Source organism: Rothia sp. P5766 (assembly GCF_048513555.1).
Lineage (GTDB): Bacteria > Actinomycetota > Actinomycetes > Actinomycetales > Micrococcaceae > Rothia.
This window is the reverse complement of record NZ_JBLXXS010000006.1, coordinates 126056-141334: the sequence shown is the minus strand read 5'-3', so window position 1 is coordinate 141334 and position 15279 is coordinate 126056. Positions and strand designations below refer to the sequence as shown.

General features: G+C 55.9%; 10 protein-coding genes and 1 tRNA gene. 2 read left to right on the top strand and 9 right to left on the bottom strand.

What is annotated here, in order from left to right:
• From ACN08V_RS04775 to ACN08V_RS04765, 3 genes are all read right to left on the bottom strand, one after another.
• Window positions 1-4105, bottom strand: a 4105-nt coding sequence (locus ACN08V_RS04775; protein WP_419104727.1) for a DUF6531 domain-containing protein, incomplete at its 3' end; no start/stop codon positions are given.
• A gap of 152 nt (window positions 4106-4257) precedes the next feature.
• Window positions 4258-4647: a hypothetical protein gene (locus tag ACN08V_RS04770; protein WP_419104726.1), complete on the bottom strand. Its 390-nt coding sequence runs from the start codon at window positions 4645-4647 to the stop codon at window positions 4258-4260.
• A 166-nt stretch (window positions 4648-4813) separates the two neighbouring features.
• Window positions 4814-5605: an SDR family oxidoreductase gene (locus ACN08V_RS04765; protein WP_419104725.1), complete on the bottom strand. Its 792-nt coding sequence runs from the start codon at window positions 5603-5605 to the stop codon at window positions 4814-4816.
• A gap of 125 nt (window positions 5606-5730) precedes the next feature.
• On the opposite strand from ACN08V_RS04765, the gene valS reads away from it, so the two are divergent.
• Together valS and ACN08V_RS04755 are read left to right on the top strand one after the other, a co-directional pair.
• The gene (valS, locus tag ACN08V_RS04760) at window positions 5731-8379 is read left to right on the top strand and encodes a valine--tRNA ligase (RefSeq protein WP_419104724.1); all 2649 of its coding nucleotides are present in this window, start codon (window positions 5731-5733) and stop codon (window positions 8377-8379) included.
• A 108-nt stretch (window positions 8380-8487) separates the two neighbouring features.
• On the top strand, window positions 8488-9894 hold the full coding sequence (locus ACN08V_RS04755; protein ID WP_419104723.1) for an LssY C-terminal domain-containing protein: 1407 nt from the start codon (window positions 8488-8490) through the stop codon (window positions 9892-9894).
• Between the two features lie 64 nt (window positions 9895-9958).
• On the opposite strand, the gene ACN08V_RS04750 is transcribed toward ACN08V_RS04755, so the two are convergent.
• The 6 genes from ACN08V_RS04750 to ACN08V_RS04725 form a co-directional block, all read right to left on the bottom strand.
• Window positions 9959-10591 (bottom strand): DsbA family oxidoreductase, encoded by a 633-nt coding sequence (locus ACN08V_RS04750; RefSeq protein ID WP_419099555.1) that lies wholly within the window; start codon window positions 10589-10591, stop codon window positions 9959-9961.
• Between the two features lie 97 nt (window positions 10592-10688).
• Window positions 10689-11975, bottom strand: coding sequence for an ATP-dependent Clp protease ATP-binding subunit ClpX (clpX, locus tag ACN08V_RS04745; protein ID WP_419099554.1), 1287 nt, complete (start codon window positions 11973-11975; stop codon window positions 10689-10691).
• A 218-nt stretch (window positions 11976-12193) separates the two neighbouring features.
• A complete protein-coding gene (locus tag ACN08V_RS04740; protein ID WP_419099553.1) occupies window positions 12194-12871 on the bottom strand; it encodes an ATP-dependent Clp protease proteolytic subunit in 678 nt (225 codons plus the stop codon).
• 33 nt (window positions 12872-12904) lie between these two features.
• Entirely contained in the window at window positions 12905-13528 is a 624-nt protein-coding gene (locus tag ACN08V_RS04735) for an ATP-dependent Clp protease proteolytic subunit (protein WP_419099552.1), read from the bottom strand.
• A 246-nt stretch (window positions 13529-13774) separates the two neighbouring features.
• The gene (tig, locus tag ACN08V_RS04730; protein WP_419099551.1) at window positions 13775-15073 is read right to left on the bottom strand and encodes a trigger factor; all 1299 of its coding nucleotides are present in this window, start codon (window positions 15071-15073) and stop codon (window positions 13775-13777) included.
• A 116-nt stretch (window positions 15074-15189) separates the two neighbouring features.
• Window positions 15190-15264 (bottom strand) — tRNA-Pro (locus ACN08V_RS04725).
• Window positions 15265-15279: the final 15 nt, after the last annotated feature.

The following is a 15279-nucleotide window of genomic DNA, read 5'->3' as shown; positions in this document are numbered from 1 at the left end:
GAATACCCTGATGAGCCTTCTGGTAGTCCGCTAGTTCAGCGTCGGTAATAGGCCGCAAACCCCACGGGTCCACCTGATTCACCGGATTATTCCCCGCAAACGAATACGGGTTAGAACCCCACGCGGCACCAGCCACAGGAGCCAGAGGATCAACGCTCAAGAATGAAGCAGTCAGCGGATCATAACCACGAGCACCCATCAACTCCACACCGGCAACAAGAGGCACACCATCAGCGCTGAGACCAAAACCAGCAAGCAACCCGCCCTCACCAGAGGTATCGGGGCCAGCCCCGGGAACAGCGAAAGGATCCACCTCATCCGTCGAACGAGTCAAACGCCAACCGGTCGCAGGTGCAAGCCCCAAAGACTCACCAGCAACACTGACCAGCGTGGGAACCGGGGCGGTAGAATCCCAGAACAAATCAATACCGTCAATCTGAGCGATCTCACCCAGAGCATCAACCGTTATTGAATGTGCTATCGACTCCCCAGCACCGGTACCAACCCGAATGCCTTCCAGATAGCCGGCAGGACCATAGGCAAACTCACGCACCGAACCATCGGGGTCAGTCTCCCGAACACGCCGCCCCAAACCGTCATACACAAACTCACGAACCAGACCATCAGACCCAGTCACACTCACAAGTTGAGAAGCCGCATCGTAGGCTAAAACCTGCTCAGTACCATCAGCACCCACAGTTCGAACCAGACGCCCACACTCGTCATACTCATAACGCACAGACTCTCTACCGGTAGTCGAGCTATGAACAGACACAAGCTGCGACGCGTCATCGTAACCGTAGTTTGCGTACGTGCTCGTTCCATCAACGGCAATTCTTTCAAGGCCTGCAACACGCCCAAACTCGTCACGGGAAATCGACGTTTCCTGAGCAACCTTGCCCTGGCCGTCCACCAGACGGTGAGCAACCACAGCACCGTTAGCGTAAGTCCACTGTGATACTAGATCCTCAGTCGCTGTAGAAACTACACGCGACGCAACATCGTAGTTATAAACAACCCTTCTGCCGTCTGAATCAGCAACACTTTCCAGGCGACCCGCACCATCGTAGGAATACTCAACAGACCCACCAACAGGATCAACCCTCGACAGCAACTTGCCAGCCACATCATAGGACCAGCGCATAGTCGATTCGCCACGCGAACGCGAAAGAAGCCTGCCCACACGGTCATACTGCAACTCGTGCACAGTCTCGCTGTCACCCAAATACTCGTGAACGCGCACCTTACGCTGAGCAAAGTCACGCTCAACCGAAGAAACCAAACGCCCATTGACGCTCATTGAGGTTTCGCGGCCCTCAGAGTCATAGGTCCAGCTAGTAACCCGGCCCGTAGGATCAGTCTGAGAAAGCTGATGCCCAGCCGCATCATAGGTAGCCTGCGTAACACGCCCCAGAGCATCGGTCACAGAATCGACCTTATCCAACTGCGTGTAAGTACGGGTTGTTACACCCCCAGCAGGGTCAACCATACGCACCATACGGCCACGCAGGTCATACTCATACCGGGTGCGCCCACCCAAGCCATTGATAGCCTGCACCAGTTGACCGGCAGCATCGTACTTGAAGCGGCGAATACCGAATGAGCCATCCTGCATAAAGGTCAGACGGCCACAGACATCGTAGCCGTAACGTGCTACTCCCCTACCCGGGCTTACAGACCTGACCAGGCGACCGCAGGCATCGTACTCATACTCTGAGCGCTCACCAGCAGGGTTCACCTTAGCAACCACACGGGAATCAGCGTCGTAAACCAACTCAGTCACAGCGCCCGATGCATCAATATAACGGTAAGCACGACCAGCATCATCATACTCGTAGCTCACACGGGCACCGTCAGGGCCAACGACCGCAACCAAACGACCCGCAAGGTCATACTCGCACCGAGTCAGAGCACCCTCACCATCGACCAGCTCAACGGGATTACCAGCAAGGTCGTAGGAAGTCAGCTCAACAGAGCCATCCAAATTTTCGCGCTTAACCGGCCGACCATACGCATCGGTAGTAATCGTAACGGTGCCAAAAATATCATTCAGCGTAATCCGCTGGTCAGCACGGTCAAGGCTCGCCGTAACCCGGTTACCCAAAGGGTCAACAGTCGCAGCAAGCTGACCGGTCTGATCGTATTCACGGCTCCACACAGAACCCGCAGGGTCCGTAATCGCCACCAGTCGTGAAAGGCTGTCATGCTCAAAGCCCCAGGAGGCCCCGTCAGGCAAAATAGCCGCAGAGACGTTACCCATATCGTCAAACTCACGTGACACCGACCGGCCCAGCGGGTCAATAGTCTGGGCAACCTGGCCGTGCGCACCGTAGCGCATAGAAGTACGCTCACCCGCAGGGTCCACGATTGCTACCAGACGGCCCGCAGTATCGTACTCGTAGCGGTGAGTTGCGCCATCAGGGTCAACCTTACCCACCACCTGACCGGCGGCATCATAGGTAAAACGCGTCTTATGGCCACCCGGCGAAATAGCCCCAACAGCACGCCCAGCCTGGTCATAGACCATACGCGCAGTATCACCGTAAGCATTCGTTACGCTCGTCAGGTTACCGAAGGAATCGTAGGTAAAACTCAAGGGCACCCCGGTCGGCCCAACAACCCCAGTCAAAAGACCGGACTCCCAGGTCAAATGGGTGATACCGCCCAGTGCATCGCGAATCTTGCAGGGGTTACGGTCCTGCCCCTCATAGGAGTAGGAAATCAGACCACCGGTGGTAGTCACAACATCGGTGATACGGTCCTGCTCATCCCAGGCAAAAGTAATGTCAGAACCCTCTGGTGTTACTGTGCGGGTTCGCCGTCCACGCTTATCATAAGCATGCACGGTCATTGAACCGTCGCGTTCAGTAACAGAGACAAGGTTACCCTTGCGGTCATAAGACATCGACTGCCGATGGTCGTGAGCATCAATAACGCCCACCAACCTACCCTTGGCATCTGAAATCCAAGAGTTAGACCGCTGGCCATCTTCATCAGCCACAACGGTAACTCGGCCGGGCAGGTAGGAGAACCTGACTAAACGACCGTGCGGGGTCTTCTGGCTAATAACCCTGCCGTACTGGTCATAAGTATTGACGACTTCCTGAACGCCAGCGGCATCAGCCACCACTTCAATAAGACCCTGCTCATTGTGCGTGTAGCGGCGGTGGTAGTTACTACCCTTAGCCTCGGTCAGCAAACCAGCTGCGCTGTAGGAATACTCAATCCTTCGCCCATCAGAGCTGGTTGCAACAGCGACCTTGCCATCTACATATTCAAAAGAGATAACCCTGCCGCGCTCATGCCTTAGGGCAGTAATTTCGCCCTGGCGATCACGGTCAACATAGACTCCCGTTCCCGGCCCCTGAGCAGAACCAAGCCAGTCACCCGCAGCAGTGAAGAACCACCCGGAACCGGTATTATTGGCAACAACCCAGGCGACCCGACCGCTCAGAACCTCAGGTATCAGAACGGTACTTGCATCTGCTACCGGTACAAGCCAAAAGTTCTCGTCAGCACAGGGTAAGAAGCCCTCCCCCGACCGCGCAAAAGAAATCTTTCTGCCATCGTGCATAGCCCAGGTTGCCTGCTCATCATCAAAGATAAGAGCAGTATCGAGCACAGAGCTCCACCCAGGGCCAAAAACCCCGCCCGTCTCACCGCGCGAGTTATACATACGGGTAAGCGCTAGAGCCGAGCAAGCACCCGCAAAAGAAAGATCATTCTCCGGTTCAATAAAGTTACCGTTACCGGTATTAACCGGGTCAAGCGTGTACCCGCTAGTTGGTTGACCGCCAACAGCGGAAGGGTTTACCACAGTCATATCTTCACGGATCGCTGATACACCTGCGTTATTAAGTGCCGTAGCCAGAGCAGAATCAGCTAGTGGGACGGGGTGACCCGCGTGCGCCCCTGCGTCCTCAAAAGCTTGAGCAAGCGTGTGAGCCCACCTAATATCTTGAGCGTTCTTCTCAAGCCAGATATCAATAGCTCCAATAGCACCAGCCGCATCGAGGGAACCGTAGTTGCAGCTCCCCTGAAAATCCGCATAAGCAGTATCCAGGGATGTTTTCTTACCCTTGACCTCTGTATCCAGCGGTTCCAAGCCGGTACTGAAAGCCCTGAGATTTTCAGGAATAGCGGATGTTGTGCCCCCCGCCGCCCCTACCGTTGCCAGGGCTGGGTGTTTGACGCGGGGTATTATCCGGAGTCGGAGCACTCTTGTTGATGGGGGTTGATGGTGGGCCCACTGGGGGTTCAGGTGCGCCAAAAATGTTGTCGTAGGCCTCCTTGAGCCCCCCCAAATGTATCTTTAAGGCGCTTCTGCTCAGCGATGAACTCGCGTGCAAGGCGGCGACGTTCGTTCTCTTCTTTTGCCCTTTGAACAAGGTCGTCCACCAAGCCAACAGCATTACTCAGTGCCGTAGCGATCTCATCTGCATCGCTGGCAGCTGTCTGGGCATTGGAAGCAAAAAGTTCTTCAAAGTACCCTCGAAATTCTTGCCGGGCGGTGGCGACAAGTGAAGCGCGCGAAGAAGCTTGAGTTCTTAAGAGACCCGCCGCGTTCCTCAAAGCGCTTTTGAGGGTTTCGGCGTGCCCGAAGTTAAACTCAACGTTGCCATCAATTGCACCGAGATTATCGCTCATCTTCTTCCGCTTCCTGCATCACATTATCGAACTGTTCAAAACTGCAAATATCTGCTTCACCAAGACAAACATCCACCTTTACTGATTCTACTCAAAGAGCCTCAACTGATTTCGTTGTGAAACGTTTTTTGATGGAACCAGCTCAGTTGTTTCCCCTGCTTATTCTTCATGCCCCAGTCCGAATGACCTTATACTGGGCGGCCTGGGCGACCGGGCGCAGAGTGATATGGTCCAGGTTGATGTGGTGGGGAATGTTCACCGCAAAGGTGACGGTCTGGGCTACGTCTTCGGCCAGGAGCGGTTTCTCTACTCCGGCGTAGACCTTGGCCGCAGCTTCGCCCGAGCCCAGGCGGTTGAGGGAGAATTCTTCGGTGCGAACCATTCCTGGGCGGATCTCAATCACGCGCACGTTGTTCTCTGCTTCTTCAAGACGCAGGGTTTCGGTCAGCGCGCGTTCCCCGAACTTGGCGGCGTTGTAGCCTGCTCCACCTTCGTAACCAGCTTCAGCCGCTGTGGAGGTCAGATTGAGTACGGTGCCCTGCCCGTTAGCGCGCAAGGCGGGTAGGAAGGCCTTGACCATGTTCAGTGTTCCCACAACATTGAGGTTGAACATGGACAACCAGCCGTCGGGGTCAGCATCAGCCACGGCATCCACACCCAGAGCGCCACCGGAGATATTAACCAGCGCATCGAGCTGTCCCCCGGTTTCTTCCAGAATCCGTGCGGCTTGCTCAACCACCGCGTCACGGTCAGTAATATCTAGGACCACCGGGCGCACACCACACTGCCGGGCAAGTGCTTGGAGCCGTTCAGCGCGGCGGGCTACGGCGTAGACAGTCCAGCCGGTAGCGGCCATGAGCTGGGCTGTTGCCCGCCCAATCCCCGAGGAGGCACCGGTCACCACCGCCACTTTTCCAGCTTGAGCATCGGGGCTAAAGGGGTTAGCGGGAAGGGCCATGGGTATGCTCCTCAATCTGCGGGGTAGTTGCTTGGCACGCAAACGGTGCGGCTACCTCCATCTTACGAGCTTTGAGCGCCAAGGCCCGGGTGCATAGAGCCTCAAGACATGAGAGAATGAAAAGCATGGCTGAAATAAACCAGGGCACAGACACGCCCGCAGAACCCGCAGTAGACATTACCGTTCCCGCAAAGCCCGGCCTCGAAGGCCTCGAAAAGAAGTTCACACAGAACTGGGCCGAGCACAAGACCTACGCTTTTAACCGGGACACCACCCGCGAGCAGGTCTACTCCATCGACACCCCGCCTCCCACAGCCTCTGGCTCCCTGCATGTGGGGCACATGTTCTCCTACACCCAGACCGACGTCATCGCCCGCTACCAGCGCATGAAGGGCAAGAACGTCTTTTACCCCCTGGGCTGGGACGATAACGGCCTGCCCACTGAGCGCCGTGTTCAGAACTACTACGGGGTTCTGTGCGACCCCGCTATCCCCTACGACCCCAACTTCACCGCACCCGAGAAGCCTGCCAAGAACCAGCGTGACTGGCCGCGTATCTCACGCCAGAACTTCATTGAACTCTGCGAGATTCTTGCTGTTGAAGACGAAAAGGTCTTTGAAGAACTCTTCACCACTCTGGGTCTTTCGGTGGACTGGTCACACACCTACCGCACCATTGATGCCCACTCCCGCAAGGTCTCCCAGCTTGCCTTCCTGAACGATCTAGCCAGCGGCGATGCCTACATGGCAGAGGCCCCCACCATGTGGGATGTCACCTTCCGCACCGCGGTTGCCCAGGCCGAGCTGGAAGATAAGGAACGCCCCGGTGCCTACCACCGCATCTCCTTCCACCGCGAAAACGGCGAGAAGGTATGGATTGAGACCACCCGCCCCGAGCTGCTGCCTTCCTGTGTAGCTCTGGTGGCCCATCCCGATGACCAGCGCTACCAGCCTCTCTTTGGTACCAAGGTCACCTCCCCGCTCTTCGGCGTTGAGGTCGAGATTAAGGCGCACCCTCTGGCTCAGCCCGACAAGGGTGCCGGTATCGCCATGATTTGTACCTTTGGCGACACCACCGACGTCACCTGGTGGCGTGAGCTCCAGCTTGATACCCGCGCACTCATTGGCCGCGACGGCCGCTTCGCTTCAGAAACCCCCGACTGGATTACCAGCCCCGAGGGCCGTGAACGCTACGCCCGTATGGCCGGTGCAACCGTCTTTACCGCGCAAAAGACCGTGGTCGAGATGCTGATTGAAGCCGGCGAAATGGACGGCGACCCCAAGCCCATTACCCACCCGGTCAAGTTCTACGAAAAGGGCGACAAGCCCCTTGAAATCGTGGCCTCACGCCAGTGGTATATCCGCAACGGTGGCCGCGATGCCGAGCGCCGCGAAGCTCTTATTGAGCGTGGCCGCCAGATTACCTGGCACCCCACCTTTATGCGCTCCCGCTACGAGAACTGGGTAGAGGGCCTCAACGGTGACTGGCTCATTTCACGCCAGCGCTTCTTCGGTGTGCCCTTCCCCATCTGGTACGCCCTGGACGCCGATGGTGAGCCCAACTACGATGAGCCGATTGTTCCTAGCGCTGAGATGCTGCCGGTAGACCCCGCCTCAGAGCCTGCACCCGGTTACACCGAGGATCAGCGTGGCCTACCCGGTGGCTTTATCGCTGACCCCGATGTTCTAGATACCTGGGCTACCTCGTCACTGACCCCGCAGATTGCCACCGGCTGGGCAGTGGATCGGGAGCTGCACGAGGTCACCTTCCCTATGGATTTGCGCCCCCAAGGCCACGACATTATCCGTACCTGGCTCTTCTCCACCGTGGTTCGCTCAAACTCACTAGAGAACTCTGTTCCCTGGACCGATACCGCACTGTCAGGCTGGATTCTAGACCCGGATCGTAAGAAGATGTCCAAGTCCAAGGGCAACGTGGTTGTTCCCCATGAGGTGCTGGAAAAGTACGGTTCGGATGCGGTCCGTTACTGGGCGGCCAGCGCCAAGCTGGGTGCCGACACCGCCTACGATGAAGCCCAGATGAAGATTGGTCGCCGCCTGGCTATCAAACTCCTGAACGCTTCAAAGTTCGTGCTGGGTCTGGGGGCAACTGCTCAGTCAGTTATCACCACCCAAGCACAAGCTAACCTGCTCACCAACGACCTGGATCGCTCCCTGCTGGCTCGTCTAGCTAGCCTGGTTGAGGAATCTACTGCGGCCTTTGAGAATTACGAGTACGCTCGTGCCCTCCAGATTTCCGAGACTTTCTTCTGGCACTTCACCGATGACTTCGTTGAGCTCATTAAGGACCGCGCTTACGGCAAGGCAGGAGACGCTGAACAGGCATCAGTTCTGTCGGCTCTTGCCACCACCTTGGACGCTCTGCTCCGTATGTTTGCGCCCTTCCTACCCTTCGTGACCGATGAGATTTGGTCCTGGTGGAGGGCAGGCTCGGTGCACCGTGCACCCTGGCCTACCACTGCCGGTTACGCGAAACTTGCCAAAACCGCTGACGCAGAGATTCTGCCCACCGTGGCGGCCGCTCTGGGAGGGATACGCAAGGCTAAGAGCCAGGCCCAGGTCAAACAGCGTACTGAAGTTGAGTCAGCAGTAATTACCGGTTCTCAGCAGTCTATCCAGCGCCTCAAGGCTGGCCTAGCAGACCTGAAGGCAGCCGGAAATGCTCACCAGCTCACTCTGCAGGTTCAAGACGCTCAAGCCGAACTAGAGATCAGCCAGGTCAAGCTCAGGGCAGAAGAAGAGAGGGCTTCCTAGCCTTCCTTACCTGCCCTAAACGGCTTACCCCCTGAGAGAGGCCTAGCTCATTCACCCGGGCTAGGCCTCTCCTTTACTACCCTGACACTAGACTGGACTGATAGACCTATGAACTCTGATCCCAATTACCCGCGATACCGGGGCAATACCTCGCCCGAAAAGATCAAAAGCTACCTGCAATTTCAAGCAGATAGGCGGGTATTCTCGGGTGCCCTGGACAAGCTCTATTTCATTGGAGCTGGTCTGGCCTCAATTTGGCTGGCCATTGTAGCCCTCATAGAAGCCAGCACCCATTCCTGGTGGGCTATCCCCCTAATCATTGTCTTCTGGGGTATCTGTGCTTATTTCACCTTGCCGCGTTTTCACCGAATCATGACCGATATTTATGTGCCCAGCTACTTTATCGGTCGTGCTCGGACCGGTGACGGCCTTTTGGGAGACCCTATTAACATAGGTATCAGAGGGGAAGAAGCAGATATCCACCGCGCCATGACCCAGGCAGGCTGGCATCAGGCAGAGCCTGTCACGTTAGCATCCTCCTGGCATATTATTCGCAATACTCTCACGAGAACTCCCTACCCCACTGCACCGGTTTCCCCTCTCTATCTCTTTAACCGCAAAGAGGATTTCGCCTACCAGCAAGAGGTTGATGGGTCGCCCCAAAAACGACACCATGTACGTTTCTGGAAGGCCCCTCAGGGGTGGAAGCTGCCCGGCGGTGCCTCAGTTGATTGGCTAGCTGGCGCAACCTTCGACAGGGCCGTCGGACTTTCCCTTTTCACACTCCAAGTCACCCATAAGATTGATGCAGACACTGATAAGGAACGAGATTATGTAGTAGAAACTGTCGCCTACTGCAACCCCCAGACTCAGGTTGAGGTCATCAAGGATTTCTCTACCGGCTACCACTCCCGTAACGGTGGTGGGGATGATATCCTCACCGACGGTAACCTCCCCATCTTGGAACTTGCTCAGCTTCAGCCCTCACCAGCAGAAAACTCAGACCTTAGCCCAGAAAAGCTCAGAGGCCACCGGCCCGCCTGGGAACTGGTCCAAGAAGCACCGCCCAGCGTCTGGGTAGCTGCACTCTTTGTGGGCATTCTGGCGATGTTCCAGTTAGGTATTAACCTCTGGCAAATCTCTCGGGGCGATTTTTTGAGTTTGGAGAATAGCCTAACTGGGGATGAACTAGCCCATATCTCTAATGCTATGACTATAACCCAGTGGACTCTTAGCGGGTTGCTGATCCTCATTACTGTGACTCAGGTCTTCCTCTGTATCCAAGTAATTCGTGGCAGCCAGCGATCACGAAAAATAATCCTGGCACTTCTGAGTCTCTCATTCGTAGGTACAGCGCTCTCGGTCTCGGCTGGATCAGCCGAAGGCGGAAACCTCTATGCCGTCTTTATTATTATGGCAAGCCATGTTTTTGCCATGCTGGAGTTTACTTCTGATGGAGCGGTTAACTACACCTACAATGCCACCGCCAAAAACCAGGCTCGCGCACAAAAGTAGCTAGCAGGCATAAGCAAAGCCCCCGGAGCAGGTTCCCTTCAAGGGACCCTCCGGGGGCTTCACTCTAGTTCTCTGCTCTAGCTGCGAAGATGGGACCCACTGTTCTGGGTCGCTTAATTTCAAAGAAACCGGGGTAAGAGGCTAGTGCTACAGCCCCATCAAAGACCTTAGCGGCTTCTTCACCGGTGGGGGCAGGGCTCATGACCGGACCAAAGAAGGTCACGCCGTTAATACTGATCAGCGGCACACCGATGTCATCGCCACCGGCGGCTTCGAGGCCCGCACGGGTTGAGTCGCGCATGAACTCATCGTATTCTTCAGTGAAAGCAGCCTGCGCAAGTTCAGAGGGCAGGCCAACAGTTTCCAGAGCCTTAGTAATGGCGTCAGCGTAGAGTTCACCGCCCTTGTTCTGCTGGTGGTGGATCTCCTCCCCCAGGGCCGTGTAGAGCGCATCAACCTCGGCCTGCGAGTACTTCTGAGCGACGGCAGTAACTACACGGGCCGGGCCCCAGGCCGTTTCCATGTGTGCCTGGTAGTCAGCAGGCAGGTCACGCCCCTCATTGAGAACAGACAGAGAGAAGGGATGCCAGGTGACCTCAACATCGCGCAGGCCCTGGACCTCTTTAATCCAACGGGAGGTCATCCAGCACCAGGGGCAGGTGGGGTCAAACCAAAAATCAACTTTGTTCTCAGCCACAGGGGCTCCTTTCAGAGAAAGCTGTGCTTTTGCACCGAAATACTATCACCAGCAAAACACCCCACTCCGGGATACTATTCCCGGAGCGGGGCTTTTCTTAAGCGCTCTTCTTTTCCACCGAATTATCAATGACGAGAATCGGGTCTTTATCGCCGGTGACAACATCGGCATCGATAATGACCGCCGATACGTCACTACGGCTGGGTACATCGAACATGACCGGTTGCAGAATAGACTCCATGATGGAACGTAAACCGCGAGCACCGGTGTCGCGTTCAACAGCCTGGCGGGCAATGGCGGCAATGGCGCCGTCCTCAAAAATCAGTTCAACACCGTCAAGGGCGAACATACGTTTGTACTGCTTGACCAGAGCGTTCTTGGGTTCGGTCAGAATCCGTTTGAGGTCGCTCTCGGTCAGCTTACCCAACGTAGCAAGCACTGGCAGGCGGCCAATGAACTCAGGGATCAGACCAAATTTCAGTAGGTCTTCGGGCATGAGCTTAGTGAGGATATCGCTCTCCTTGGCGGCCTGCTCAATCGAGGCACCAAAGCCAATACCCTTGCGGCCTACCCGCCCACCTACTATCTCTTCGATACCGGCAAAAGCACCGGCCACGATAAAGAGGATATTGGAAGTGTTAATCTTGAGGAATTCCTGCTGAGGGTGCTTACGACCGCCCTGTGGAGGCACCGATGCATCCGTACCCTCAAGGATTTTAAGGAGTGCCTGTTGCACCCCCTCACCCGAAACGTCTCGAGTGATGGAAGGGTTATCTGCCTTACGGGAAATTTTATCGATTTCATCAATGTAGATGATGCCGCGCTGGGCTTTTTGAATGTCCCCATCGGCGGCCTGAATTAACTTGAGCAGAATGTTCTCAACGTCTTCGCCCACATAACCAGCCTCCGTGAGTGAGGTCGCATCGGCAACCGCAAAAGGCACGTTGAGTTTTTTGGCCAGGGTCTGGGCCAGGTAAGTCTTGCCGGAACCTGTCGGGCCAACCAGCAGAATATTGGACTTAGCAATCTCAACGTCTTCACCGTCAGTAGCCAAAAGCTCCTTAGCCTCAAAAGCTGAGCTTTCTTGCGCCCGAATACGCTTGTAGTGGTTGTAGACCGCTACAGACAGGGCACGCTTAGCGGCCTCCTGCCCAATGACGTACTCCTGGAGGTGGTCAAAGATCTCACGGGGGTTGGGGAGTTCTTCAGCAGACCCTAGACCCTTGACCTCGGTCAGTTCCTCTTCAAGAATCTCGTTGCACAGCTCAATACATTCATCGCAGATGTAGATATTGGGGCCAGCAATCAGCTTACGAACCTGCCGCTGATTCTTGCCACAAAATGAACATTTGGGAAGAGTGGTGCTATCGCCTAGACGAGCCATACCCCTACCTTTCTTTGGGTTCCACTACATAATCTACCCTGAAAAATTAGCCAGCCCAATTGTGTGACGTTTAAGGAAAGATGACGAAACAATGACATCTGTGTTCTCACAGATATCACCCCGACTCGATAATCCATATAAAACGCCGCCATCGGCTCTCTACTCTCGTGGAGCAGAACCAAAGGCGGCGCCAATACCCAACGGTTTGGGGTATCTATCTAGTCGTGCTTCTCAGCAGTGTTGAATGCCGGCTTATTGGCCTTGCGTGACTCAAGCACCTGGTCGACGATGCCGTACTCCAGTGCCGCTTTAGCGGTCAGAATGTTGTCACGTTCAATCGACTTATCGACCTCTTCAAAGGTCTTACCGGCGTGCAGAGCAAGAGTCTGGGCAGTCCACTCACGCATGCGCATTACTTCGTTGGCGTGAATCTCAATGTCTGATGCCTGGCCGCCCTGCTGACCCGATAGCGCAGGCTGGTGAATCAGTACGCGGGCGTTGGGCAGGGCAAGACGCTTACCGGGGGTACCGGCTGCCAGCAAGACAGCGGCGGCTGATGCGGCCTGACCCAGGCAGACAGTTTGAATCTCGGGGCGGATGTACTGCATGGTGTCGTAGATTGCAGTCATCGCGGTGAAGGAGCCACCGGGTGAGTTGATGTAAAGAGTGATGTCACGGTCAGGATCCTGGGACTCAAGAACCAGGAGCTGGGCCATGATGTCATCGGCTGAGGCATCATCGACCTGAACGCCCAAGAAAATGATGCGGTCTTCAAAGAGCTTGGCGTAGGGGTCCTGGCGCTTGTAGCCGTAGGGGGTACGCTCTTCAAAGTTGGGGAGCACGTAGCGGTCGGTGGGCATACCGGCCGGGGCGGTAGATGAGGGGAGGTGAATCATTCGGTTTCTCCTAGAAAGTCTTGCGTGGCCGGTTTACTTGTCGGTGGCGCTGGTGGCCGGGCCAATTTTGTCCAGAATCTTGTCGAAGAAGCCGTAAGCCAGGCCTTCTTCTGCGGTGAACCAGTTATCACGGTCGTTATCGCGCAGGATGGTTTCTACGGTCTGGCCGGTGCGCTCTGCGGTGATTTCGCTCAGTCGCCTCTTCATATCCAAAATGAGCTGGGCCTGGGTGCGAATATCTGATGCGGTACCACCGATACCGCCGGAGGGCTGGTGCATAAGGATACGGGCATTAGGGGTGGCGTAGCGCTTGCCGGGTGCCCCTGCTGTGAGCAGGAACTGCCCCATTGAGGCGGCCATGCCGGTCACAACGGTGACAACGTCGTTGGGGATAAGCTGCATGGTGTCGTAGATAGCCATGCCTGCGGTTACAGAACCACCCGGTGAGTTGATGTAGAGGTAGATATCGGCCTCGGGGTCCTCAGCCGAGAGCAAAAGGAGCTGGGAGCAGATACGGTTGGCGTTGGAATCGCGTACTTCTGACCCCAGCCAGATAATGCGCTCTTTGAGTAGACGGTTATAGATATAGTCGTCCTGGCTCCCCATGGGTGTTTCCATGGCGGGGGCCTGGTGTGCTTCAGGAAGGGTGAAGGACATTGATTCCGCTCCTTGTGTCGGTGGCGGCGGCCGCAGACTGCGGGCACCAAAGAATTGCTTGACATTCAGGTTATCGCTTTTGGGCACTGGCGTGAGCACAAAAGAGCCTCAGTTCGCTGATGGCATGTTAGGGCAAACGGTCTCTTAGCCTGCCCAGCCCAGGGAAGGAGACAGAACAAAGGCCCCACCTAGCCTTAGCTGGGCGGGGCCTTGTACTAAAGCACCAAGGTCGGTGCAGGCTAGTACTTACTGCTGGCCATCATTGTCGTTAAGGAATGATGAGAGGTCAACAGCCTTACCGTCTGCGTCAACAACCTCAGCCTTAGCCAGAACAGCGGCCAGAGCCTTGGAGCGGCGAACTTCGCCAACGATCATGCCGGACTGGCCTGAGCCGTCAAGCATCTGAGCGAACTGGTTGGGGTCCATACCGTACTGCTGGCTCATGGTGATGATGTAGTCGATCAGCTCGGACTGCTCAACAGAAACTTCTTCCTTCTCGGCGATTGCGTCGAGAATGATTTCGTTCTTGAAGGCACGTTCGGTGTTCTCACGAACCTCAGCGCGGTGCTCTTCGGTGTCGTGGTCAGCTTCCTGGCTGGGGGTCTTGAAATGCTGCTCCAGCTGGTCTTCAATAACCTTCTCGGGAACAGGAACTTCTACCAGTTCAACCAGCGAGTCAAGAACCTTATCACGCGCTTCTGCGCCCTGCTCGGCAACCTTGGAGTCAGCGGCCTGCTTCTTCAGGTCTTCCTTGAGCTCTGCAATGGTATCGAATTCGGAGGCCAGCTGAGCGAAGTCGTCGTCTGCCTCGGGCAGTTCGCGTTCCTTAACAGCGGTGACAGAAACCTTGACGGTTGCCTCTTCACCAGCGTGCTCGCCACCGGCAAGCTTGGTCACGAAGGTTGCATCTTCACCAGCAGACAGGCCAAGAACAGCTTCGTCCAAGCCCTCCAGCATGGTGCCGGAGCCTACCTGGTAGGACAGGTCGTTGGCAGCGTCAACTTCTTGGCCATCGATTTCAGCGGCGATGTTAATGGTCAGGAAGTCCTGGTCAGCGGCGGGTCGCTCAACAGCCTTGAGGGTACCGAAACGGCCACGCAGGGCATCGAGTGCCTTCTGCTCGTCTTCTTCAGTAACTTCTACGCTTGCAACCTCAACCTTGATGCCTGAGTAGTCAGGCAGTTCAATTTCGGGGCGAACGGTAACCTCTATAAGGAGCTTGAGGTCCGCTTCACGGTTGCCCTCTTCGGGCTTTGCAATGATGTCCAGTTCGGGCTGAGCCAGGGGTGTGAGCTCGTTCTCAGCCAGAGCCTGGGAGTAGTAGCTGTTCAGCGCTTCATTCAGAGCGTTCTCAACAACAAAGTCGAAGCCAGCACGCTGATCAATCAGAGCCTTAGGGGTCTTGCCCTTGCGGAAACCAGGAACTGAAATCTGGTTAGCCAGTGACTTGTAGGTGCGGTCAAGGTAGGTCTTGAACTCAGCGAAGGGAACCTCGACCTCGATTTTTGCGAGGGTCGGGTTGATCTTCTCGACGGCAGTCTTCACGTCCGTTGATCTCCTGATATCTTGAGGGAACCGCAACCCGGAACTAAATATGAGTGCGGCAAACTAATCGTTCTATAGAAAAACCCGCCGTTTCCGGCGGGCCGATCTATTTCACGTCGGGGTGACAGGATTCGAACCTGCGATCTCCTGCTCCCAAAGCAGGCGCGCTAGCCAAGCTACGCCACACCCCGTATTGCACGGAAGGC